This window comes from Mobiluncus mulieris (genome assembly GCF_014204735.1).
GTDB lineage: Bacteria > Actinomycetota > Actinomycetes > Actinomycetales > Actinomycetaceae > Mobiluncus > Mobiluncus mulieris.
In genome coordinates this window covers 2,452,266-2,475,686 of sequence record NZ_JACHMA010000001.1, presented here as the reverse complement: position 1 = coordinate 2,475,686, position 23,421 = coordinate 2,452,266, and the positions used below count along the sequence as shown (strand labels likewise).

Here is a 23,421-nt window from a genome sequence, read left to right as displayed (position 1 = left end):
CGAAAGAAACAACATGGATATTATCTTGAGCGCATTATCCCAAGGCGCGATTTGGACCGTAATGGGAATGGGAGTTTATATCACCTTCCGTATCCTCAACGAACCCGACTTGACCACCGAAGCCTCCTTCACGCTGGGGGCTGCGGTGGGAGCGCCGCTGCTAATCCTGGGGGTAAACCCGCTGCTGGCTTTACTGGTAGTAATGCTGGTGGGGGCTGCGGCCGGCGCCATCACTGCCTTGATGATTACGAAAGCCAAAATCAACTCACTTTTGGCCGGAATTATCACCATGACCGGGCTGTATTCCATAAATCTGGGTTTCATGGGAAGAGCAAATCTCTCGGTGGCGGGACTGTCCTCGCTGAAAACCTGGCTGGGAAACTTGGGGCTGCCGCGCAACGTAGACACCTTGGTTTTAGGGCTCATTGTAATCGGAATCTTGGTGGGATTGTTGAGCTTCTTTTTCCGCACCGATATGGGGCAAGCCCTGATTGCGACTGGCGATAATCCCACAATGGCCAAGTCCCTGGGAATTTCTACCGCCGAGATGACGATGCTGGGATACATGCTGGGTAACGCCTTGATTGCCTTGAGCGGCTACTTGGTGGCTTCCGATAATGGCTATGCCGATATTTCGATGGGCATTGGTTCGATTGTGATAGGACTAGCAGCTATCATTATCGGCGAAGTCGTGATTCCCAATGTGTCCTTGCCGGTGCGACTGTTGACAATTTTCTTCGGTTCGGTGGTCTATCGGCTGTTGTTGGCGGTGGTGTTACGTTTCAACTTTGACCCCAATAACTTCAAGTTATTCTCGGCTGTGATTCTGGGACTGTGCCTGTCGATTCCGACTTTGCAAAGGTATTTTTTCCAGCGTCAGATTCGCCGTGGGTTGTCCCGGAAAACTGCGGCGTCACAAGGAACGGATTCATGAGGTGCCATTCGGAAAAAGGAGAGAAAATATGCAAACTGCACCAGATTCTGGATCGAAGATCCCGGCCAGAAATGGAACGAGCGGTACAAAAACCGTGTTGCGTTTGGAACAGGTGGAAAAATCCTTCCACCAACGTACCGCTGACGCCTACCGCACTTTGCGCGGGGTAAACCTAGAGGTCTCTGCAGGGGATTTCATTACTATCGTCGGGGGAAACGGAGCCGGAAAATCCACTTTGCTCAATGTGATTGCGGGTTCTATTTTGGCGGATTCTGGGCGGGTCAAGATTGATGAAACTGACGTAACCCGACTGCCGGAAGAAGATCGCGCCGCCATGATTGGCCGAGTTTTCCAAGATCCGAAGCAGGGCACTGCTCCACGCATGACCGTGGCGGAAAACCTGTTGCTCGCCTCTAAACGCGGCGAACCACGCGGCTTCAAAATCGCGATGAACGAAAGCAAACGCCAAGAGTTTCGCCAATTATTGGCTCCCTTGAAACTGGGACTAGAAGACCGCCTCGACACCGAAATCGGGGTGCTATCCGGGGGACAGCGTCAATCCGTGGCACTGATTATGGCCACCTTGAAAAACCCCCGGTTGCTGTTGCTCGATGAGCATACGGCTGCCCTGGATCCAAAAACCGCGCACAAGATTTTAGACTACACCGCAAACGTGGTGGCCGAACACAGGCTGACAGCAATCATGATTACCCATCACCTAAAGGATGCCTTGAACTTTGGTAACCGGATGTTGGTGATGAATCACGGGGAAATTGCCCACGACTTTGATGCCGCCGCCAAATCGCGGATGACCGATGCGCAACTCTACACCATGGTGGGTGAACTCGAGGATTTAGACCGACCTGAAGTCTAAATCCTCGCCCCGGGTGTTGTCCCCCCAGAGGCCTGGGGGGGACAACACCCGTTTCGGCCAGCCCCTCATGAACCCTAGCCTCGCAACACGAAAGACAAGTCATGGGAAGACTTCGCCGCCACCACCTTGCGCGCTGCTTCTTCACTGGCCCCCAAATAGACGATTGCCTTGGAACTCGTGGCTCCTAGCAGACTGTCTTTGGCAGCCTCCATTCCTAAAACTCGCACATTAGTGGCCAACAGCTGATTGTCCACACTCGGGCTGGAACTCCAGATTTCTACGATTTGCCCGGTCTTCGAAAACCCGGCCACCGCCGGGTCTTCCACCGAGAGAGCAAAGGCAACTTCTCCGGGTGCCAAATCAGCCAAAGAGTTTTCCAACAATAAACCCGGTGCCACAACTGTACCTGGTTCTAGAGCCACGGCAGCCTTTTTCCCGGCAACTTCACCGGCCTGCACAAAGTAATGCTGAGGTAAAGCACCTGGATCAAGCCGACGTTCGCGCAAATCTTTGGGATTAATTTCGCATCCCGCACAAATCGGGACACGCGCCACTAAGGCTCTAGTCCCAGCAGGACGGGGCAAAAATATAGTCGCACCCACCACTAGTGCTAACGCAGCCGAAGCCGCCGCCAGGGGAAAGCGCCAATTCCAAAATCGTTTAAATCTCATACCTTCAGGCTACGAACGCCCCTCACTGGCACCTAATGAAGCCGCCACGCCCTGTGAATTACGACCCAAACGACAGCCTGTGGAAAAACCTACAAACGTGCATCTACCTGAGATTTTACGGCAATTCCAGCAAAGTTAACCGGTTTGAGTCGGCAAAATACCCTCGGTTTGGAACGAAGAGTCAGCCAGTTCGAACGCGAAGTCCGGGGTCACCACCCCAGTCACGGGATAGTCGTATTTATTGGTTGGTAAAACAATGTTATCCAGCAGTTCATTGCTGTACAGCAGCGCGAAAACAGGAGTACCGGTCTTGACATAGGGCAAGGCGCGATCATACCAGCCGCCTCCTTGTCCCAAACGATTGCCTTCCCGATCCACTGCCAGCGCCGGGGTAAACACGAATTCAGCCGCAGCCAGCACCGAGGAATCCAGGGCATCCCCGGAGGGCTCCTTGGGACGATTAGGGGACAAATCCGCTAAATCTTCCTTACCTCGATAATAGCTCCAGTCACGGTTGAGCCTCGGCCCCAACTTCGGAATCAGGATGTTTTTACCTTGTTGATATAGTTCTTCGACCAAATCCAAGGTGGGAGGCTCGGTTCGCACCGAAATGTAGCAGGCCACCGTCTGGAAATCAGCGGCCAGCTCCAGGGCTCGAGCCTTGATACTCCTACCCGCATCCTCGATTTGCGAAGGGTTAAGCCGATTACGAGAGATACGAATTATCCCCCTCAACTGCTGTTTTGCGTCCTCCGGTTCTTGACCACGCAGGTCTGGAAGACGAAGCTCCGTTGCAATCACTTAACCATTGTGCCCTATTTTCGATCCGTTTGTCAGGATTTACTTCAACAATACATTTAGGCTTGAGCTATGAAACAAAAGGTTGCCTCTGCTGTCATCCCTGCCGCAGGCCGCGGAAATCGGATGTATCCACTGACAAAATCAATCCCGAAGGAACTGCTACCCCTGGTAGATCGCCCCGTTATTCTCACCGTCATGGAAGAGGGAGTTCGGGCTGGAATCGAACAGTTCCACGTAGTGACTTCCCCCCAGAAACCAGCTTTACGCGAGTTTTTCAGTCCAGAACCAGAAGAGAATCCATGCCCACGCATAGAGTTTCCCCAAGTGAACTTTGTAGTGCAAGAACAGGCTCGCGGCTTGGGACACGCCGTGCTCCAGGCGAAAGAAGCCATTGGAAATATGCCTTTTGTGGTGCAGCTGCCCGACGATATTTTCCACGAAGAAGACCCGCTGTTACAAACCATGCTGCGGGTACATGAGCATACTTCGGGCTGTGTAGTGGCGCTTATGGAAGTCAGCCTGGAGGAAGTCGGGGCGTATTCCACCACTGCCGCGCAACGTGAAACCTTCACTGCGGAAGTAACCGGGAACCACAAGGTATTCCGATTGTCCCGGATTGTCGAAAAACCCACCCCGGAACAAGTACAATCCCCCTATGCAATTATGGGTCGCTATGTGCTGAGTCCTCAGATTTTCGAAGTATTGGAACGCACTCCCCCTGGCCGCAATGACGAAATTCAACTCACCGATGCACTGGCCGTCCTAGCGGATACGCCCCCGGAGCTGGGTGGGGGTGTTTGGGGCGTGGTGTCTCGGGGACGTCATTTTGACACTGGCAATATGAGAGGATACCTTCGTGCTCAAGCCGAGCTTTCCTTGGAACACAAGTTCCTGGGTACCGATTTGCAGGAACGCTTGCGCCACCTACTTTGCCAGGGTGAGGGAAACACCACCTCATCTCTTGAAACTACGGAAGGGGAAGGAAACAACTGATGCGCTCGGTAGGGGAGCATCTTAACCTGTGTTTACTGGCCGCCGACCCGCTCCCGGGATTGGCCGTACCATTGGAAGATGCCGTTGACTGTGTTTTAGCCCGCGATATTGTCTCGGATTCGTTTTTACCAGATACTAGCCGCGCAGGAATTGACGGCTACGCTATTGCTAGTGCTACCGTAGGAGCCCCCCCCTATACTCTGCCGGTAACGGCTGAAATTCTGGCCGGAGACACTACCTGGACTCAGCTGGTTTCCGCCACTGCCATCAGGATTGCTTCCGGGGCACCCATCCCCCCCGGAGCCGACACCTTGGTGCCTCTCGAGGCCAGTGATATGGGTCTTTCAGAGGTAGAAATCCGTCAGTCCTACCCCCAAGGTTCCTTTGTGATTCCCCAAGGAATAGACGTGTCACCCGACGCGGTATTGCTAGATGCTGGACAACGACTCGATGCCAAGAAAATCGCTCTGTTAGCTGCCCTGGGATTAAGCCACGTGTGGGTACATCCTCGAGTACGAGTGGTGGTGATTGCGGTAGGTGATGAACTGGTAGAACCCGGGGTAAGTCGAGAGCCGGGTCAGATAAATGACGCTAACGGGCATTCTCTCGCAGCCGCTTGCCAGGAATGCGATGCAAAAACATTTCGAGTTTTGGTCGGGGATGACCGGGGCAAGCTGCGCGAAACCATCGAAGATCAGCTGGTTCGTGCCGATGTTATCTTAACCACCGGCGGCTTGTCCTATGGAACCGCAGATACGGTAAAGGATGTGTTGACTTCCTTGGGTGAAATGCGTTTTGACAATGTAGCGATTGCCCCCGGAAGGCAGCTCGGAGTCGGCAAAATTGGAGAAGTCCCGGTGTATTGTTTGCCGGGTAATCCCGTAGCCGCCCAGGTAGCCTTTGAAACCTTTATCCGCCCGGTTTTACGCAAAATGGCGGGTCGATCCGTACTGTACCGCACCTCCGTACCAGCCACCATGACTCAAGGCTGGACATCTCCAGCGGGAAGGCGCGAGTTCGTCCCCATTGCTTTGACGGGGAATCCGGGACACTATCGGGGGGAGGTTCTCGGCCGGCATCCTCAAGCCAGGCTAGCAGCTTTGGCTCGTTCCAATGCTTTCGCGGTGGTTCCCGAGGACGTAACTCAGGTAGAACCCGACACCATGCTGCACTGCATGGTTTTACAATAAACGGTGTGGCTTTGTTTAGCGAGTGGATTGACAAAAAGATGCGTAAAACGCGAAAACGACGCTATTACCCGGGAGCCTCTTCGCGGGTGTCTATACAGCAGCTAGATTTGCACACCCGCAGTTTGTCCGCCGCATGGGATTGGCTGGAACTTCGCTCTTTGAAAGGCCAGGATTTCTATGCTGTAGAACGCCTTCGTGCCAGTAATCACGCCTGGTTGGCACCGTGGGAATCGAATGCTCCTCCGGGCATGGCTCCAGCCATCACCGTGGAAGAATACATTGCCTCGATGGCGAAAAACGCCCGGGAAGGACTGGGACTGTGCTTTGCGATTCTGCCCGAAGGACATTTAGCGGGACAGGTTTCAGTTGGCAGCGTCCAGCGCGGTGCCAGCCAGAGCGCAGCGGTGGGGTACTGGGTGGCCTCGAGTTTTGCAGGTAAAGGTTTGGCGCCATTGGCAGTGGCTACAGTACTGGACTGGTGCCTGAGCGAGTATGGCTTGCACCGCGTAGAGATTAATATTCGCCCGGAAAACGCTCCGTCTCTACGGGTGGCAGAAAAACTTGGAATACGCGAGGAGGGACTGCGGCAACGTTATCTCTATATCAACGGAGCCTGGTCGGATCATCGCTGCTTTGCGGTGACTTTAGAGGAATGGCAACCTGACTATTTCATCTCCCAGTTGTTGCCAAAGTGAATGCTGTGACTGTCGTTATCTAGTGGGACTGGGTCTGGTGACAAAGAAAACCCGTCCTCGGAGTGGCATCGCTGTTTTGCACCAAACGGTCGCTATTTTTAGGGTGTGAGTATCTCTGCTTGGATTCTAATTGGGTTGACTTTTGTAGTTACCGTGGTGCTGTTGCCCCAAGTTGCGAAGTCTCGACGCATGATGGGTCAGTCTCGCAACAATGACCGTTTCTCCGAGGGTGTGCGGGTGTTGGACGTGACGGACACTCCCAATGCCGACCGTTCAGTAGAAGTCGCAATTTATCGCAGAGATAACTCTAAAACTGACAGTAAACCCGCAACCCGCCCTATTAAAACCGCCCAAGATTTGCGACGCTACACAAACCTCAAAGCACAACGTGCTGCAGCCGCTTCCGCGCGCGCCAATTCGGCTCGCCTGCGAGCAATTCTGTTGGCGCTACTGCTTTTGGTGGGTATTTTGGTTTCCAGCTTCGCAGCTTTTGGTTTCCTCGCCTGGTGGGTACTGACTGGTCCAGTCGGCGGAGTCCTGTTGACCTTGGCGTGGGGCACTGTTTCGGCGAAAAACGGACGTAAAGAAGATTTACAGTTCATTGCGGATATTCGGGAAGTCGAACGTCGTCTGGAAAAGAGCCCGACCGGCCGTGCAGCGTTGATTTCCGGACGCAACCGTGACAATAACCACTGGGCAAAGGTAGCTCAGGAATCCCTACGTAACGCTTCGGAGGGAACTTTGTCAGATGCTTTACTGCGCACCAAGAAACACACCATTCCTGAACTAGTGGTTCAGACCAAGAGCCTTGACCAGTCGGTACAAAGTATCGAAGAGGTAGCCCGTGAAAACAAAACCATCACGCAGGAATCCCAAAACAGTAAACTGAGCCCGAAGGCGGACGCTGAAACGACTGCCCGGCCGCTGGTCGATTCCCCTCGTGATAGCAAAAAGTGGGAACTGGTGGGAATTCCAGCCCCTACCTATACCTTGCAATCCGATGCCCAGCACCGTGAAGTGGTGATAAGCGCCGCAGCTACCGATTCGGACTGGGAAGAGGCAGCGGTACCGATGCGTCCGAAATCGGCACGAGTCCTCCCAGCTGACACAGCCCTGTCCAGCGAGGAAATCCAGGGTGGCGCGATTAATCTGCAAAATATTCTAGATCGCCGCCGCGCCTGAAAACCTAGCCGCAACCGCGCTTGGACACCCGACACCCATTGAAATTTTGGTGATTCTTCACTGATGAGAGCCATTTTCTCGACACGCCCAAGTCCGGATTGGCATTCAGGCTTAGTTTTGAGATAGAATCAATGTCGCTTGGGGCATTGGCGCAGTTGGTAGCGCGCATCGTTCGCAATGATGAGGTCAGGGGTTCGAATCCCCTATGCTCCACCGGACAGATAAAATCGCAGGTCGGAGGATATTCAGGGTTGCGAAATTGGGGATAAAACAGCCCATGATGTCTCCAAGTTTTACAGTCTCCCGAAATGCGGGGGCAGGTTTTCAATGGTTCGCTTGTCATTAGATGAATCAACTTCAGTTGGGGTCTCGGGAGATGGTTCCATAGCGCTAAATCCAGCCGGAGCGAAAGGGTCGGTTTTCCCACGATCCTGTGGGGCGATAAACGTTACACGTCGGTGGTGGCGTGCACGAGTGGGTACAATATGCTCCATTCGGACACCTACAATGCGGCACTGCGACGCTGCACTACGCGGCGCAACACCGCGTCAACCTGCGCCCCACGCTTAGCCAGGTTTAAAGCTTCACGCAGCTCCTTGACCTGTTCATCCTCACTGCGTTCTATCTCGTCGGAACAAATCCATTCCAATAGTTCGTCTAGCTGGTCATCTCCGTAGGCTGCCAGAGGTAAGCCTTTAGCAATAGGAGGACGAACTCCACGCTTCTTAGCAACTAGCTGCAGCTTGGCTTTACCTTTCTTACTTCCCGCAGAATCCTTTGAGTCCCTTCCCTCTTTTTGGATTCCCTTCGGGCTTTTGCCCGTTTTCTTTTTTGATTTTTCTTTAGGTTCTTGGGCTTCCGCCTCGCTGCTGGGAACAGGTTTAGCCGCAAGCGAATCTTTTTCTTCCTCGGGCTCGGTTTCAAACTGTGGAGTAGCGATAATCGGAATCGACAGCTGGCCTTTACGCTCATTTAACGCTTGCGATAGGGTATTGAACACGCGTTGTGCCTGGGCTTGAGGATCGGCAAATACCTCGTTGGTGTAACAAGTTACTACCTTCCACCCAGCGGCCTCTAGCCTAGCCGGCCACAGCCTTTCACGTCGCCGCAATGAAGGCTCTTGCACATAGGTGTCATCGTCGCTCAGCACTGCCACTAGCAACTCTGAGGGTAAATCGGCATGGCCAATTGCAAGCGGAATCTGTATGCCGTGCGGCAGCCCGAAACGGGGCACTACGGTTAACCCTTGCCGCCACAACCTTTCCGCTAAATCTACTAGTAGCCGATCGGGCTCGGCTTTGAATGATTCTGGTGTGGTAAGCGCGCGCGCCATCCCTTCGGGATTTCCGGCTGAGGCCAAAAGTTCTATCAGCATTTTCCCTCCAGGACTCTTGACTTTCTTGGCATCAACTTCTTCGGCTGCGAAGGCCGACACAATCTCGAGTTTTTGTCGCACCACCTCCAGGCTACCCACCACATGAGCCACCCCCGAGGCACCCGATACCGGACCAAAGTTTAGTTGCACTCGTCCTTGGGGTGTCTTAGACATCCCCAGACACAAAATCACCACGTCACGACGCAAACCCGCCGCTTGGGAAGAATCCACTACCACAAAGGGCTCCACTGCAGGCCGCCCGTGGGGATGAGAGAAATACGCCTGGGCTTGAGAGATTTTTACGCGAGCATCTGCCAGAGCCTTACGGATTTTTCCAACTGCGGCCGGGTTGAAACACACCACGGCTAGGCTGAGCTGTGGACGGTTCAGGGCATGGTCTAGACATAGTTCCACGACCCGGTGTATCTCGGGACGTGAAATCACCAGGGTATGATCGCGAGACAATGGGGCTTTCGCTTCGGCTACCAGGTGCAGGTTCACTAAAGAGGCAGGTCTTGGTGAGGGGACGGGTATAACTGCGTTTTCGTATCCATGAGTTGCGAGGAAAGCCGCAACCTGTTCCGGAATCTCGCCCAAATCGGATTTCAGAGCAACCGTGGGTAAAATTTTGGCCGCAGTTTGGGTGAAACCCGGCCAGACCCTCCGCGCGTCCCCGCAAACTACAATCTGACGTGCCCGCGCTATCAGCGGCATCACCTGAGGAACACTCAAATAGTCAAGGTGATCTAAAACTAGTAAATCGATAGTATTTGTGCCATAGAGCTGGCCAGCAATAAAGGGCGACACTGCCCAGATTGGGCGCAAGGCTTTGACTAGCGGAGCCAAACGACTGTAATCCCCCAGCTCCCTGGCGCTAGCGGAGTCAAGCACCGAATGCAGTTTTTGTTCTAGTTGTGGGTCACTACTCAGTGCCTGTTTAGTGTGCAGGGAAATAGCGCGCGCCACTGGATAGAACAAAGACTCAATTTGAGCTAAATCCAGGGAGCGGAGTCGAGATACCATGTCGTGGAGAGCAGCACCGTCTACGGCTGCGAGAATCGGGTCGCTCTTCAGGATTTCGGTCAAGATTGAGGACCACCAAGCTAAATCTAGTTCCTGCATAGCTAAATCTGGAGCTACCTTGCGGTTTCGCAAGTCATCCAACAAAGGCTCTAGCCCCATCTGTTGCATTTCCTTTAGCAGCTGCACTTGAGAGGGCATTTGTTGCGCCTGGCTACTGGTGGCATTCAAAGAATGCAACAAAGCTTCTAATTCGGCAAAAGGCAAGGCTGTGGGAACCCGTCCAGAGACACCATCGGCCTGGGTAAGGATGGGTTCCAAAGCATTAAGTTGCGAAAAAACTTCCTCCGATAGCTCTTTTGCTATTGGCAAATCTTCGGGAACTCGCGGCCAAGCACCCGGCAGGGCGTGTCGGCGCCACAAATCTCGATAGCTTTGTACCTTTACCAGCTCGTGGTGGAAACCACGCGGCGTGGTTTTAGAGCGAGCCAAATCACGTGCCTGTTTAACCAAGATTCTGCGTTCTTTCCATTTCATCGGCAAAGAACGTTCTTGACGCCAGCGTTTACTGGCAGTGGCAATCACCATATCTGCAGCAGACTTTTCAAAAACCTCTGGTTTGAATACCTCAAGGACTCGCGCCACTCCTTCGAGCATCCCGAGCTGTTCCTTCCAGACATTAAGCGTTCCGGGAAGTACCAGTCCTGTTTGCTCAGATACCTGGTTTTGGTATCGACGCAAGGCAGGCAGCGTTTCAGTGGCCAGAATGCGGATTCTTGAAATCGCATCTTGGGCATCAGCCTCGGTAGATAGCACCACGCTGCGCCATGGAGAATACTCCAACTGGGGATCCAACAATCCCGTTTCTTGAGCTCGCTGCAACAAAACCCGCGCCAACTCGCGCCCTTGTTGGTCGCGCATTAGGGGAGTTCCCAACTCCAGTTTCACCTTAGTTCGAGGCCCTGGCTTAACGCTGGTTAAATCTGCCAGGGCTTGCAAGGCCTGATAAGCCGAGACCTGCCAGGGTTGTCGAGACATGTGCAAACGCCTGGTGTAGTTTTGAAGTTTTTCTCTGGTGTCGCGTAATTTAGTGTGCGCCACGCTTAGCTCTTCTAAGGGCACCGGCGCCATCGGCTCGTTTTGGTTCGGGGTAGCTAAAAGCTGGTCGCGTAAACTTGCTCGCCACTCTTTGGAACCCGTGAGATCGAGAATAAAATCTCCCAAGTTGGCTTGTTTCAGTCCGTTCAAGACTGTCTTACCGATACGACGCACCCCAGGCACATAGCAGATTTGTCTGCCTGAAGCTGCTGCGTCTGCCACCACTGCTTCCACTGTGGCGGCACCGGGGGCGCCGGGAGGAACATCCATAAACAAGGATCTGCCCGATGCCGCAATCTCTATCACCCGTGCCTGGGAAACATCGAGATCACCTATTCCGCGTTCGTAGTCTGGGTCACGGTCTTCTGGCGAGGTCTCTGCCGGGGGAGACAGCAGTTCTTCCTTGGCGCTCATATCACCGGCAAAGGCTCTTACCAAGGGATTTTCCAAGGCAATAGACGAAATCTTGTTCCAATCACTAGCTAGGATTGCCCCCGAAACCCCTAGATTCGCTACCAGCAAATTTTCCTTTAAATCAAAACTAGGAATGTGGTTTAAACCTAATTCTCTAAGCGTTTGCAAGGCTTGGCGAAAATCAAAATCAGTGCGAGTATCCAGCTCTAAGACCTGATGGGAATCAAGGGTGATGTTCCTGTCGGCAAATGCCTTTTCGAAGACGGGATTGACAATAACTTCTCCACCCATCACCAGGGTGAAATCTGAACCGGTGGCTTCAAGCTCCAAAGGACGCAGTAACACCGGCAAATTGAAGTGCTGCAACCGGAAATGAGATAAATCGGGTCGCAATCCTCTTTCTTCATCTCTAAAGGGTGGTAGCTGCGTCCATGAGGCCACCCCCATCACCAAGTAGGTGGGATACAGTCCATAACGAGCCAGTGACTGTTGTTTCTCGGTATCAATTCGAGACAACACCGAACGCGCTGATCCTAAGTCTAGAGGATCTCTGAACAAGGCAGACAGCTTCGTAGGTCTGCCTCCGTAGAGCTGGGCGATACCGGCGGGATGGGAACCAGTTAAATCCAGCAAGTTATCTAGGGAGTCAAGGTTTCGCAACGCACTACCCCCCGGCGCTTGGTTAGCCTCTGTAGACCACTGCTCGATTCGAGAGGCTACCGAATCTATTCGTACCGGTTCCAGCGCCTCTGTCTCGCAATCGGCATTACTCGCTTCGTTCTCCACAAGTCCACGATACTGACTACAGGCCTGAAAGTCGCGTTACCACGCCAAAGAGGTACCGTTTCAGAGTAAAGAGAAACCATTCTAGGGCACCACTAAATCGGGGATGCACGGGAGCCCGATTCTAAGTCGCAATGGTGCCCCCGAGCCGATTCGAACGGCCGACCTACCGCTTAGGAGGCGGTTGCTCTATCCCCTGAGCTACGAGGGCCAACAGCACCAATCTTAATGAGTGCATCCACATTTCGAAAAACCGAAAGTCAGAATCTATCTAGGATGCAAATATGAAAGCGGAGGGGCAGCAAACCCCTCCAGCAAAATCCAGGTTATTTCCCTACACGAACGTAACTAGGAGATCCGTAAACATTCACAACTTCCACTCGCTCACCGGGACGCGGGGAGTGTATCATTTTACCTTCACCGAGATAGATGCCCACATGCCCACCGTAGTAGACGATGTCCCCCGCACCAGCTTCACCTGCGGAAACCTTTGAACCAGAAGCACCTTGTCCCCAGGAGGTACGAGGCAGTGAGATTCCCGCCTGACGATAAACATAACCGACAAAACCAGAGCAGTCGAAACCACTAGGAGTGGTACCCCCATAAACGTAGGGAACCCCCTGGTAGCGCAATGCAATATCGGCAATGGAACCGCCAGCGATATTAGTGGGGATGGAAGCAGCCACCCCGCTTTGCCCCGCCCAGGCTCCCGTGTTGGTGCCCTGCGATACTGTGGCTGCTTGACGAGCCACTGATTTGCGTACAGTATCCCTGCCGCCCTGATTCTCCGCAGTGTTACTTTGAGCCTGAGGCGCTTCGGGTTCAGCCTGTTGCTGAACCGGAATCTCTACCTGCCCCTCGACCCAGTTAGCATTTTCGGGCACGTTAATCTCGGGATTAGCGGCCACTGCCAAGCGCGCTTGGGCTACCGCATCCCCCACCTGGGTCGCCACCGGTGCCGCAGCCTGCGGGGCAGTTTCCTGAGCCTCCGGAGAAGCTATAGCAGTTCCCGCCCAGACAGTCCCAAGAGCCAGACCGGTGGTGGCTGCCACCATCAGCCCTTTCTTTCCATCTACCGCAGATAGGGTGTCTTTCAGAGTATCAAAAGCTGTAACCGGCTTGGTGGCAGCGCGATGCCGCGCCCGAGAAGTCGTACTTGCCAACGAATGTCTCCTTCGTAATCCTTCAGATTTGACTCCGCAGTTTCATCCTCGCCGCGAAGGTGCTTCTAGCGTACTACAAGAAAAACAAAAAGTCACATTTGGATAACAATTTCTCGGTTTCGAGACCCAAACGTTACAGATTTTACTAAAGCTTTACAAAGAAGTGCTTGAAGTGAAGCTCGGGAATTTCCACGGACTTCTCATTGCCATCTGTAGTCTCACCTGCGGATATGTTTAGGGCAATTCCTAGGCGTTCCAAGCTATCAAAGCTGAAAGATACCTTGGAACCAGGTAACATTTTGGCAGCAGCAAGTTTGAACAAAAACCCGGGAACTGCCTGGGAAGGCTCCCCAATTCGCAAAATCGTGGCTTCACCACCCCGAGGATTCTTACGGAAAAAAGTTTCGAGAGACACCCCACCGTCAATGGCTTTCACACTCTTGCCGGCTTGGGGTTTTTCCGGAATAGGATTTCCATACGGATCAGTCTGTGGGTTGTTAAGCAACGGTATCAGCAGCGCCTCCACCTGTTCACTCATTACGTGCTCCCAACGGCAAGCTTCTTCATGTGCCAATTCCCACTGCAAACCGATTACATCAGTAAGCAGTCGCTCGGCAAGGCGATGTTTACGAACCACCTCGGTGGCAGAAGATACCCCCTTTTTAGTCAAAGCAATGCGGCGGTCTTCTTCGAGCGCTACGTAACCGTCACGCTCCATCCGCGCTACGGTTTGGGATACGGTAGGACCCGAGTGCCCCAAACGTTCTACAATGCGTGCTCGCATCGGCGGAACCCCGTCTTCCAACATCTCGTAGATGGATTTCAAGTACATTTCTGTCGTATCCACTAGTTCACTCATGGGTAACTCCGTAGCCTGGGTCGGGTATCACCACCAATTTACCAAAAAAACTAGCACTCTGCCCCGCTATCAAAACCCGAACCCAGCAGTCTTTCATGGCATAATCAAAACGTGAGCAATATCGAAAATCTCAAAATTCCCCATAAACTACTGCCTCAAGATGGCCGCTTTGGCTGCGGACCATCCCTGATAAGATCCCAACAGCTCCAGGAATTAGAACATTCCCAGTTGATGGGCACCTCACACCGCCAGACTCCAGTGAAGGATTTAGTCAAGGCTTGTCAACATCAACTAGCCGAACTTTTTTCGCTGCCGACAGACTACGAGGTAGTGCTGGGAAACGGAGGTGCCACCACGTTTTGGGGGATAGCTACCTGTTGTCTGGTGCAAAACCGGGCGGCTCACGCCGTATTTGGAGAATTTGGCAACAAATTTGCCATCGAAACCACAGCAGCTCCCTTTTTACAAGAACCTCGACTCACCTCGGCCACTCCAGGAGACTCAATATTGCCGGATGTAGCCACTGATGTCGATGTTTATGCCTGGCCGCAACAAGAAACATCTACGGGAGCAGTAGCTCCAGTAACTCGCCTAGGTGACTCAAAACAGCTGGTTTTGGTGGATGCGACTTCCATTGCCGGTGCAGTGCCGGTCGACATCTCACAAACCGATGCTTATTACTTTTCACTCCAAAAAGCCCTGGGAGCTGATGGCGGCCTGTGGTTCGCGTTCCTTTCCCCGGCGGCAGTGGCTCGCGCTGCCAAAATCACCGCAAACCCAGAAGAAAACCGCTGGATTCCCGCTATTTTGAACCTGGAAAAAGCTATCAACAATTCACGTAAAAACCAGACCCTGAACACCCCAGCGATTGCAACCCTGGAGTTGCTGCACTCTCAGTTATGTTGGATTCAAGACAAGCTCGGGGGACTGCAAGGAGCTGAAAAGCGGGTGCGTGAATCCTCCGAGGCGATTCAAACTTGGGTCAAATCCAAGAGCTTCGCCACGTCTTTCGTTGCTGACCCGGAAAAACGTTCTCCAGTGGTTTCTACCATTGATTTTTCGGATGATATTGACACGACTATACTCATCAAAACGCTACGAAACAATGGAATTGTAGATGTGAATCCCTATCGTTCTTTGGGGCGAAACCAGCTGCGTATCGGCACCTTCCCCGCCACTAATCCGGATGACACCAGGGCACTACTAGCCTGTTTGGATTACATCATCGACAGGCTTTAGACCCGAAAAGGTGCTTGCCCGAATCTCGACATACGCGCCGAGATTCGGGCAAGCACCTCATGAAGCCGTCTAAGATAACAATGCCTGGATGGGGCCGAGACAAAAGTAGATTACGAACAAAATCGAAACAATCCACATCAACGGCGAAATTTCCCGAATCTTGCCACGCGCCAGTTTCACCACCAGGAAAGTCACAAAACCAACCCCGATACCCACCGAAATCGAATATGCAAATGGCATAAAGATAATGGTCATAAAGGAAGGAATCGCGACTTCTAGGTTCTTCCAGTTAATCTCTGTCACCTGTACCATCATCAGGAAACCAACAAACACCAATGCGGTAGAAGCCGCTTCGGAGGGAATAATTTCCACCAAGGGAGCCAGGAAAATCGATACCAGGAACAACACTCCGGTAACCACAGCGGCAAAACCAGTGCGGGCGCCTTCCCCCACCCCAGTAGAGGACTCCACATAGGAAGTGTTCGAGGACACTCCACCCAAGCCACCGGCAATAGCCGCCAACGAGTCAACAATCAAAATCGCCTTGGTACGAGGGGGATTACCTTCTTTATCCAAAAGATTCCCCGCTTCGCCGATTGCGACCATAGTACCCATGGTGTCAAAGAAATCCGCCAACATCAGCGAGAAAATCACCAAGAGAGCCGCCACTGGTCCCATTTTCCCGAACGCCCCGAAAAAGTCGATTTGCCCCAGGGAACCGAAACTAGGCAGATGCCAAGAATCAACGCTCAACTGTGGCACAGTCTGTCCCCAACCGGTAGGAACCTTGTCGGATTTCACTTCGAGTTTGGCAAACAACTGCACGATTACAGCCAATACAGTGGAGCTCATGATGCCAATCAAGATGGATCCCTTTATTCGCGCGGCATAGAGCACCACAGTGAGAAAAAACCCAAAGACGAAAACCAAGGCCGGCCAACCCATTAGCGAACCGTTGATGCCCAAGCCCACTACCGTACCGCCTTGGGGACGGATTATCCCGCCGTTAATCAGTCCAATAAACGCAATGAACAGCCCAATCCCAACCGAAATAGCGGTTTTCATCTGGCGAGGCACCGCACGAAACACGGCTTCACGAAAGCCGGTGAGCACCAATACGGTGATAACCACGCCTTCCCAGAAAATCAATCCCATAGCTTCTTGAAAGCTCAGACCGGAACCAAGCACCAGGGTAAAGGCCACCATAGCATTTAACCCCAGCCCAGCAGCCAAAGCCATAGGATAATTCGCCACCACCCCCATCAGGATAGTCATAATCCCCGCAATCAAGGCGGTTCCGGCTGCGATATCGGGCATCGCAATAGACCCACCTTTGGACAGGGCGTGAGACAAGATAATCGGGTTCAACACCAGGATGTAAGCCATCGCAAAGAAAGTTACAAACCCGCCACGAACCTCGCGGCCGAAGGTAGAACCACGTTTAGAAATTTCAAAAAAACTGTCGATTTTGCCGCTAAGAGTATTCGGGGCGGCACCCGTTATTACATTACTACTCACGACTAATAAGCTAACGTTTCCGACTAGTGGTTGGCAAACCCCGGATTAAAGGTCTTCTATCAAAAGGGATTTATCGTCAAGAAAAATCCCACCCACCGGCAAAGAACTAGGGGTCATGTCGGTGTCTGTTTCGGAATGTGCTCCGCACGTGTGGTTCATCGCCACCACACGCCCATCATCGGGACTCCAAGCATTGGCACACAACCCGAAAACAAGACGCAACGAGCCATCAACTTTCCACAAATACCCACAGGTGGAACAGGGGTTTTCGGGAAGATTGCCGTTCCGGTCAAGTTCGGTGCGGGAATGTAAATCATGGAGCCAACGTTTGGCCGCCGCATCTCGTCCCGCTCGGTTAATGACACGCTTTCGTCCCAAGCCTAACTCCCACAAGGCGAGCTCATCCGCGTCTTCCCCGCTGGCTTCGTATCCTTGATCAAGAAACGGGTCATCGGGATTGTAAGGAGTGGCATCTTTACGACCCAAATCCCCCGGTTGCAAGCGTTGCGCCCAGGGAGTCCAGGCTGGTGCCAACAAGGCGTCTTCGCCAGGCAGTAAATCGGTTTCGCACACGGTTCCCAAACGGGCGTGCGGAACTCTCGCCAGAGTTGCCGCCCACGTCCAGCCACGGTATCCGAATTTCAGGCATTGAAAAAAGTGGGTGACCACCCGCTCGCCGGCAGATTCAACCCGAAGGTGTTCCCCAATTTCTTCGGCCTTGGCGATATCTGACAAAGCCTCCCGGGCGAAGTCAACCTGTTTAGCCAGTACACTATCGGGCTGTGCCGTGGTGTTTTCCAATACTTTCTTACTTACCACGAATCCCCCAAAATCCTTGGTTTCTTTACTTATCGTAGCTCGTTTAGGCTTCGAATGACTGGGCTACTACTTTTAGAATCTTTGCGATTCTCTTGCCATTATCCGGATAGTGCCCCTGACGCAGCCGGGTAGAGGCATCTTCGAGCAACCTGATGAGATCCTCCACAATAACCACCATATCTCCCGGTTTTTTTCGCTGTGCTTTGGCTAGAGAAGGAATCTCCTCGAGTATGGTCACGTTCATGGCTTGTGCTCCACGTTTACCGTCTATCACAGAGTACTCAACTCTCGTTCCGGCTTTGGGCTCGGTGACACCAGGGGGCAGAGCGGAGGCATGTAAAAATACTTCAATCCCATCCGACCCAGTGATAAAGCCGAACCCCTTGTCCGCGTCGTACCACTTTACCTTTCCGTTTGGCACTGCTTACTCCTTATTGACCACAGGTCTTGCCTGGTCCTCGCTAAAACTCCACGATAATCAAGTCTGCGCTCATCAATTCCAAAATAGCGCGCCTAACCAGTCTAATATCAAGACGGCGCTAAGATAAAGTTAGTCATACAGGTTGGAATTTTCCAGCCTGAAACAAGTAACGGAGAAACTTCATTGAAACGAATACATGCCCTAGCTGCCGGTTTGACCCTTATCATGGCAAGTTTCACCGGCACCACCAGCGCTTTAGCCTTGACCGCACGTCCTTCCGATTTTGACGCTGCTCCACTTGCTTCCTGTGAAACTGTGACCTCGACACAGTCGCTGGCTAGCATGACCGGCACAGCAGGCAATACCATCCTACCCGCTGCTAATCCCCTGGATCTTTCCGAATCTCAGATATATGACCCGATGGATGTACTGAAGGACGGCATTTACCAGGTGAAATCCTCGGTGGAATCCCTGAAAACCCACGGTCTGAAACTTTATGTCGCCGTCCTCGACGACTACTCAGGACTCACGCCGGATGAATGGAATACTCGCACCGCCGAGCTCACCAGTAATGAACCAGACACTTACTATCTGTCTCTCAACATGGCTGACAAACAGTTCTCGGCCACGGCCACCAGCGGTTCAAAACTCAATAGTGCTCAGATTGATGAACTGGCTAAGAACGCGGCGGCTCCACAGTTTTCTACCGGTGAGTTTGCCTCGGGTATCAGCTCTTTTGCTCAGCAACTGTTGATGCGTTCTACTGCTACTCCCACTAATCCTGCCGAAACTGCCACGCGAGAGGCTGTTCAGTCTTCGACGAACCGATGGCTAATTGTTGTTTTGCTAGCCTCTATGGTGGTAGCCGTGTTTTTGGCGGTAGCGCTGTATCGACGTGCTTCTACAGCTCCGCACAAACGCACCAAGGTTGATTTTGACTCAGTGGAGCAAGCTGACCGTGACGAAGAACACGAGGCTGTGGATAAATGTCCCCCGACCGCAAATGCTCCCATCGAAGGGGCTGTCGCGAACCAGCGCCTCATGAAAGTGACACCTCCAGTCGCCGTTGCCACCGATAGAGACATGTCAACCAATGTGGATTCCGATGCGGGTATATCTGATTCCCAAGAGGAAGTTAACTATACCATGGTTTTGAACCAGATTTCTGAACTGGCAGTGCTGTCTTGGGGCGCGCAAGAGGACTTGCGTATCGTCGAGTTGCTGCTGGGTGCGTCGGTTGCGGCTCCTTTTGCGGATTCATTAGGCGCCACCCAAAATCGTGCCGCTGCTTTACTGGCCGAGCTGGCCAGAACAGATGGTGCCATCAGCACTCCACGCAGCCAGGAAATAACTGAAGAAATCGCGAAATTACGCCAAGATATCACTCTTGAAGTTTCACAGTACGCCAAGCAATGCCACCCAGTTGGAGCTATAAAGTCAGACCTGAACCGGTTGGCATCTCTTTGGAACCAAATCCGCAAGGAGATAGTTGGGGCGCAAAGCGCGCAGCAAATCCTCAATGAGTCCTACCTTTCTGCCCCTATCGCGCATTCCCGCGCCAATCTATCCCAGGCAACTAAATTGCTCAAAGCATCCTATAAGGGGATTCTCTCTGGGCAGGAAAGTATCAAGCAGGGCGATGAGCAGACAGCTTCTCGCTATGCTCGCGGGGCGCAACGAGCCATAGTACAAGCCAAACTCGCGGCGGATAATATTTTGAAACTACAGGATTACCTCGGGTGGGTTAGTGACGAGCTCAGTACTTTGAAAGTCAACTTGAGTCTGGATGTGGATAGTATCCGCAGCCAAGACAGCAATGCCTCTGGCCCAGAAATCGCCATGGCGGAACGTGCCTTGAATAATGCGAATGCCGCCTTAATGGGAAAGGCTGATTCTATCGAAGCACTGGTGAAGCTGCGCAGCGCTCAGGCAAGTCTTTACTATGCCTATGCACAGCAAGCGGAAATCGAATCCAAGTTTAGAGAGTTGCCGGCGGACTTTGATTCGAGCCTCCAGCATACCAAGCAGTTGCGTTCCCTGTTGGAAACTGATTTGCGATTGCGGCGCAAGAATCTGGAGCCCAGGATGCTGGTGGATTTGGCACGCTGTGACCAGTTGCTGGCGCAAATCCAGCTGAAGCAACACCAGGATTCCACCATAGCCATGTCAATGTTGAACACATGCACCGAGATGCTGGTGCAAGTTCAAAACGATTTACCCGCTGGTTTCCAAGCCAAGATTGGTTAACGTTGCGGCGGATATGTTGTATTTCCACTGGAAAACCCACTTATCAGACAAGTAAACTTGCCAGAGTTGTTTAAATCCGTATAAATTGAACAAAAACTCTATGTATAGGTTGAAAATAATCCAGCATGAAACTACAAATACCCGAAGAAGAAATTACCTATTTACTGGTTGATGGCGAGAACATCGACGCAACCCTAGGCTTGAGCGTGTTACAAAGACGTCCCGATCCCGACGAACGTCCTCGCTGGGATCGGGTTCGAGACTACGTAGCAGAAAACAACGCCGGTGAAACCAAGGCACTGTTTTTTCTCAACGCCACCGCACACATGCCCATGACCTTTGTCCAGGCACTCTTAGCTATGAACTATCTTCCCATTCCGCTGTCTTCCGAAGGAACCGAGCAGGTGGTGGACGTTGGCATCCAGCGCACCCTGGATGCTATTGCCGCCAGGGGTGAAGGTAATATTGTTTTGGTTTCTCACGATGGCGACTTTGAACCGCAACTACAGACTTTGTTACGTAACGGGCACCGGGTGGCCGTGGTGGGGTTCGACGAATTCCTAAGTGGTGAGCTGCGTTCTCTTGAGGAACAGGGCTTAAAAATTATTGACCTAGAACGCGAGATTCACGCTTTTAACGCTCCACTGCCACGCATCCAGGTAATTAACCTCGACAACTATAATCCGGCAGCCTTTATCTGAGGCGCTATTTAAGTCCCGCCGCTGCCAAGCGTTCTTGGCGCAAACGTCGCACCCCGGGGATTTCCTCCATTGACGGCAAATCTGGAATACTTGTTCCAAACGCGCGTGCCAGCAGTAAATCAGCCAGTTGCGGATTACGTGCCAGACAGGGTCCGTGCATATAGGTAGCAATAATCGATCCTTGTACCGCACCTTCGATAGGTTTACCATCCTGGAAAGCCCGGTATCCGTCGGGAATTTCCACCGTGAGTCCATGTTCGGGACTAGTTCGCGCTTCCCGGCTGATACCGTCATCAAGCTCTGGCGCCACACCGGGTTGGCCATTACCTACCCCGGCTTGCACGAAACCCAAAGGCTGCGCCTGAGAACCTAAAACGGTTGATCCTCCATGATTTTCGAATCCTGTTAAAGCCTCACTCAGGCTCACTCCTAAATCAAGCTCTCGCGCCGAGGTTACCAGCTCTCCGATAGCACGTGCTCCTTGCGGAAGAGTCACCGCATCCAGGATTCCTACCCCGGGGCTACGTTCACCGCGAGAATCTGTATACCAGTCCCCCAGGATTTGAAAGGCTGCGCAGATAGCCAAAACTGGACACCCATTTTGTACCGCTCGGTAAAGTCCTTTTTCCTGTTGAAGCCGACGTGAGGCAATAGTTTGCGCCACATCTTCGCCTCCACCCAAGGTATAAATATCCAGGCTGTCTGGAATAGACTCTGTAACCCCAATACGCTGAATTTCAGCTGGGACACCGCGTAATTCACTGCGCCTCGCCAATACCACCGCATTGCCCCCATCACCGTAGGTACCCAACACTTCCGGCAGGAGCACCCCGATACGCAAGGTTGAGGTTTTAAAGACATCAGGAAGGCTCATGGCATCCATCCTTTCGCCCGAAAATCAGCACAGGCATCTCGAAAAGCCGTATAGTTGAGCAACATGTCTACGGCTCCAGGTTCCACCTTTTCCAAAGCATCTTCTGGCCGAGATGCCCAGATGGTTTCCAACCCTGCATAGTTGAGACGCACCTGCAAATCCGCTGCCCGTTCCCCGGTTGCGATAACGGCTTTGCCCTGTAAACGTTCAAAATCTACATCCCAGAGCCAGGATAAATCTATGCCGTCGGCACGCTGCCCGTTTATTCCTACAATCAGCCGGGCATCTGGGTTCAACATCGTCAGAGATTCCATCCACCCGGCGGGGTTCTTGGCCAGTAATATCCGAACTTTACGCCCCTTGATATCGAGCTGGGCATAGCGTCCAGCCACGTTTTGCACCTTCGAAATACCCTGTGCTGCCTCGGATGCATCTGCGCCTAACGCCAAGGCAGCCACCAAAGCCTGTAGCGCATTGCTGCGATTGGCTCGACCTGGAAGATTGACGCTGAACTCGGTCTCGGTATGTGACTGGATATTTATGGCGCAGAGCTTATCGCCGGCGGCGAAACTGTCTGCACGCCAAATCCAACGGGGTCTCGGTCGGGCGAAAACCTCGGGGTTTGCTTCAAGTTTCCGACTATCACCTAATGACAGTAAAGTATTTATAGGCACGGATTGCCAGTACACCAAAGTGTCACTACCCGAAGCAAGCGGTTCCACGCCATCAGCTAATTCTCTGCCCTCTGTCCCAGCTGTTTCTGTGCCCAATTTTGGCGGGGATGAAGTGTAGATAATCGCCCCACCGGTGCGCGGCGAAGTCAGGGAATCCCCGCTCCAACCTTTACCGGCGGCTACCCACACCGGCTGCGACGCATCCCAAGCCGCCGAGGTCATGAGGGGGTCATCCACATTTACCACCACTTGCGCCTGGGGATTTTCGTTTACGGCCTGACGGATTTTGCGTTCTATTACTGCTATTTCCCCCACCCGATCCAGCTGGTCTCGAGACAGATTTAGTAAGACAATCACCGCCGGCTTAGTGGCTTGTGCCACGGTTTGCAAGTGCATTTCGTCAACTTCTAAAACGGCAAGCGGAGCTTGGGGGCAACGTATCAAGGCGTTTAGAATCCCCGCCGTCATATTGTCCCCGCCCTGATTAGAGGCTACTTCGGATTGGGTTTTTAAGGCTTGAAACAGCATCCGAGTGGTAGTAGTTTTCCCGTTGGTGCCGGTAATCAGCGCGATACGTTTACCGCGAGCCAAGTGTTCCAGCAACCTCGGGGCAACCCGCATCGCAACCTCCCCTCCTATCATCCCACCGCTGCCATGCCCAGTAAGGCGTGAAGCTCTGGCCGCGAAACGTCCCAGGAAGATAGCGAAATGGTCGCGCGCGCTCAAGGCAACAGTGTGATGCAGCATAAGGGAAATCCTACCGCTAAACACACGCTACTTTCCGATAATTCCCAGCCCGCCACCAAAATTTGTATCGTTCGATACAAAATACGGCGGAATCGTTGTTTATCCTGTTAAACATCCTGGATACCTGGC

General features: G+C 52.8%; 20 protein-coding genes and 2 tRNA genes. 10 read left to right on the top strand and 12 right to left on the bottom strand.

Features of this window, described 5'->3' with window-relative positions; all coding sequences use genetic code 11:
* Positions 1–13 precede the first annotated feature (13 nt).
* Together F4555_RS10885 and F4555_RS10880 are read left to right on the top strand one after the other, a co-directional pair.
* The gene (locus tag F4555_RS10885) at positions 14–934 is read left to right on the top strand and encodes an ABC transporter permease (RefSeq protein ID WP_004013889.1); all 921 of its coding nucleotides are present in this window, start codon (positions 14–16) and stop codon (positions 932–934) included.
* Positions 935–962: 28 nt separating this feature from the next.
* A complete protein-coding gene (locus tag F4555_RS10880) occupies positions 963–1,808 on the top strand; it encodes an ABC transporter ATP-binding protein (RefSeq protein WP_115325625.1) in 846 nt (281 codons plus the stop codon).
* 74 nt (positions 1,809–1,882) lie between these two features.
* Here F4555_RS10880 and F4555_RS10875 read toward each other — a convergent pair whose 3' ends face one another.
* Complete coding sequence (locus F4555_RS10875; protein ID WP_004015867.1) at positions 1,883–2,479, bottom strand: RcpC/CpaB family pilus assembly protein; 597 nt, start codon at positions 2,477–2,479, stop codon at positions 1,883–1,885.
* Positions 2,480–2,614: 135 nt separating this feature from the next.
* Positions 2,615–3,280, bottom strand: a complete 666-nt coding sequence (locus F4555_RS10870) for a 5-formyltetrahydrofolate cyclo-ligase (RefSeq protein WP_004013306.1) — start codon at positions 3,278–3,280, stop codon at positions 2,615–2,617.
* Positions 3,281–3,349: 69 nt separating this feature from the next.
* On the opposite strand from F4555_RS10870, the gene F4555_RS10865 reads away from it, so the two are divergent.
* The 5 genes from F4555_RS10865 to F4555_RS10845 all read left to right on the top strand — a co-directional run bounded on the left by F4555_RS10865 (position 3,350) and on the right by F4555_RS10845 (position 7,553).
* The gene (locus tag F4555_RS10865; protein ID WP_115325627.1) at positions 3,350–4,273 is read left to right on the top strand and encodes a UTP--glucose-1-phosphate uridylyltransferase; all 924 of its coding nucleotides are present in this window, start codon (positions 3,350–3,352) and stop codon (positions 4,271–4,273) included.
* On the top strand, positions 4,273–5,463 hold the full coding sequence (locus F4555_RS10860; RefSeq protein WP_115325628.1) for a molybdopterin molybdotransferase MoeA: 1,191 nt from the start codon (positions 4,273–4,275) through the stop codon (positions 5,461–5,463). Before F4555_RS10865 ends, F4555_RS10860 begins: the two co-directional genes overlap by 1 nt.
* 5 nt (positions 5,464–5,468) lie before the next feature.
* Positions 5,469–6,158 carry a GNAT family N-acetyltransferase gene (locus F4555_RS10855; protein ID WP_004013309.1) on the top strand — a complete coding sequence of 230 codons (690 nt, stop codon included), beginning with the start codon at positions 5,469–5,471 and terminating at the stop codon, positions 6,156–6,158.
* 105 nt (positions 6,159–6,263) lie between these two features.
* Complete coding sequence (locus F4555_RS10850) at positions 6,264–7,340, top strand: hypothetical protein (protein WP_255312832.1); 1,077 nt, start codon at positions 6,264–6,266, stop codon at positions 7,338–7,340.
* A 140-nt stretch (positions 7,341–7,480) separates the two neighbouring features.
* A tRNA-Ala gene (locus F4555_RS10845) sits at positions 7,481–7,553 on the top strand.
* A gap of 80 nt (positions 7,554–7,633) precedes the next feature.
* On the opposite strand, the gene F4555_RS10840 is transcribed toward F4555_RS10845, so the two are convergent.
* The 5 genes from F4555_RS10840 to F4555_RS10820 all read right to left on the bottom strand — a co-directional run bounded on the left by F4555_RS10840 (position 7,634) and on the right by F4555_RS10820 (position 14,052).
* Positions 7,634–7,834 carry a hypothetical protein gene (locus tag F4555_RS10840; protein WP_115325629.1) on the bottom strand — a complete coding sequence of 67 codons (201 nt, stop codon included), beginning with the start codon at positions 7,832–7,834 and terminating at the stop codon, positions 7,634–7,636.
* An 8-nt stretch (positions 7,835–7,842) separates the two neighbouring features.
* Positions 7,843–12,033, bottom strand: a complete 4,191-nt coding sequence (locus tag F4555_RS10835; RefSeq protein WP_115325631.1) for a PDDEXK-like endonuclease domain-containing protein — start codon at positions 12,031–12,033, stop codon at positions 7,843–7,845.
* 132 nt (positions 12,034–12,165) lie between these two features.
* A tRNA-Arg gene (locus F4555_RS10830) sits at positions 12,166–12,241 on the bottom strand.
* 115 nt (positions 12,242–12,356) lie between these two features.
* Positions 12,357–13,193: a C40 family peptidase gene (locus tag F4555_RS10825; protein WP_036383662.1), complete on the bottom strand. Its 837-nt coding sequence runs from the start codon at positions 13,191–13,193 to the stop codon at positions 12,357–12,359.
* 145 nt (positions 13,194–13,338) lie between these two features.
* Entirely contained in the window at positions 13,339–14,052 is a 714-nt protein-coding gene (locus F4555_RS10820) for a metal-dependent transcriptional regulator (protein ID WP_004013313.1), read from the bottom strand.
* A 111-nt stretch (positions 14,053–14,163) separates the two neighbouring features.
* Between F4555_RS10820 and serC the strand changes: the two genes are divergently transcribed.
* Positions 14,164–15,291, top strand: coding sequence for a phosphoserine transaminase (gene serC, locus F4555_RS10815; RefSeq protein ID WP_115325633.1), 1,128 nt, complete (start codon positions 14,164–14,166; stop codon positions 15,289–15,291).
* Positions 15,292–15,360: 69 nt separating this feature from the next.
* Here the strand turns inward: serC and F4555_RS10810 are convergent, their stop codons facing one another.
* Genes F4555_RS10810 through F4555_RS10800 form a run of 3 tightly spaced genes read right to left on the bottom strand, consistent with a single transcriptional unit; the run spans position 15,361 to position 18,049 of the window.
* Positions 15,361–16,809: an NCS2 family permease gene (locus F4555_RS10810; RefSeq protein ID WP_115325635.1), complete on the bottom strand. Its 1,449-nt coding sequence runs from the start codon at positions 16,807–16,809 to the stop codon at positions 15,361–15,363.
* Positions 16,810–16,854: 45 nt separating this feature from the next.
* A complete protein-coding gene (locus F4555_RS10805) occupies positions 16,855–17,628 on the bottom strand; it encodes a DUF3027 domain-containing protein (protein ID WP_004013318.1) in 774 nt (257 codons plus the stop codon).
* Positions 17,629–17,671: 43 nt separating this feature from the next.
* Positions 17,672–18,049 (bottom strand): cold-shock protein, encoded by a 378-nt coding sequence (locus tag F4555_RS10800; protein WP_004013319.1) that lies wholly within the window; start codon positions 18,047–18,049, stop codon positions 17,672–17,674.
* 225 nt (positions 18,050–18,274) lie between these two features.
* Between F4555_RS10800 and F4555_RS10795 the strand changes: the two genes are divergently transcribed.
* Positions 18,275–20,296: a TPM domain-containing protein gene (locus F4555_RS10795; RefSeq protein ID WP_260400006.1), complete on the top strand. Its 2,022-nt coding sequence runs from the start codon at positions 18,275–18,277 to the stop codon at positions 20,294–20,296.
* Positions 20,297–20,421: 125 nt separating this feature from the next.
* Positions 20,422–20,997: an NYN domain-containing protein gene (locus F4555_RS10790; RefSeq protein WP_115325636.1), complete on the top strand. Its 576-nt coding sequence runs from the start codon at positions 20,422–20,424 to the stop codon at positions 20,995–20,997.
* A 4-nt stretch (positions 20,998–21,001) separates the two neighbouring features.
* On the opposite strand, the gene F4555_RS10785 is transcribed toward F4555_RS10790, so the two are convergent.
* Positions 21,002–21,871 (bottom strand): type 1 glutamine amidotransferase, encoded by an 870-nt coding sequence (locus tag F4555_RS10785; protein ID WP_004013899.1) that lies wholly within the window; start codon positions 21,869–21,871, stop codon positions 21,002–21,004.
* Positions 21,868–23,292 carry a DUF1727 domain-containing protein gene (locus tag F4555_RS10780; protein WP_115325637.1) on the bottom strand — a complete coding sequence of 475 codons (1,425 nt, stop codon included), beginning with the start codon at positions 23,290–23,292 and terminating at the stop codon, positions 21,868–21,870. Before F4555_RS10780 ends, F4555_RS10785 begins: the two co-directional genes overlap by 4 nt.
* Between the last annotated feature and the right edge of the window lie 129 nt (positions 23,293–23,421).

What these genes read in the sequence shown, in the direction of transcription:
- F4555_RS10885 (WP_004013889.1), top strand. Translation starts at nt 14, where the DNA reads ATGGATATTATCTTGAGCGCATTATCCCAAGGCGCGATTTGGACCGTA.
- F4555_RS10880 (WP_115325625.1), top strand. Translation starts at nt 963, where the DNA reads ATGCAAACTGCACCAGATTCTGGATCGAAGATCCCGGCCAGAAATGGA.
- F4555_RS10875 (WP_004015867.1), bottom strand. Translation starts at nt 2,479, where the DNA reads ATGAGATTTAAACGATTTTGGAATTGGCGCTTTCCCCTGGCGGCGGCT.
- F4555_RS10865 (WP_115325627.1), top strand. Translation starts at nt 3,350, where the DNA reads ATGAAACAAAAGGTTGCCTCTGCTGTCATCCCTGCCGCAGGCCGCGGA.
- F4555_RS10860 (WP_115325628.1), top strand. Translation starts at nt 4,273, where the DNA reads ATGCGCTCGGTAGGGGAGCATCTTAACCTGTGTTTACTGGCCGCCGAC.
- F4555_RS10840 (WP_115325629.1), bottom strand. Translation starts at nt 7,834, where the DNA reads ATGGAGCATATTGTACCCACTCGTGCACGCCACCACCGACGTGTAACG.
- F4555_RS10820 (WP_004013313.1), bottom strand. Translation starts at nt 14,052, where the DNA reads ATGAGTGAACTAGTGGATACGACAGAAATGTACTTGAAATCCATCTAC.
- F4555_RS10795 (WP_260400006.1), top strand. Translation starts at nt 18,275, where the DNA reads ATGGCAAGTTTCACCGGCACCACCAGCGCTTTAGCCTTGACCGCACGT.
- F4555_RS10790 (WP_115325636.1), top strand. Translation starts at nt 20,422, where the DNA reads ATGAAACTACAAATACCCGAAGAAGAAATTACCTATTTACTGGTTGAT.
- F4555_RS10785 (WP_004013899.1), bottom strand. Translation starts at nt 21,871, where the DNA reads ATGAGCCTTCCTGATGTCTTTAAAACCTCAACCTTGCGTATCGGGGTG.
- F4555_RS10780 (WP_115325637.1), bottom strand. Translation starts at nt 23,292, where the DNA reads ATGCTGCATCACACTGTTGCCTTGAGCGCGCGCGACCATTTCGCTATC.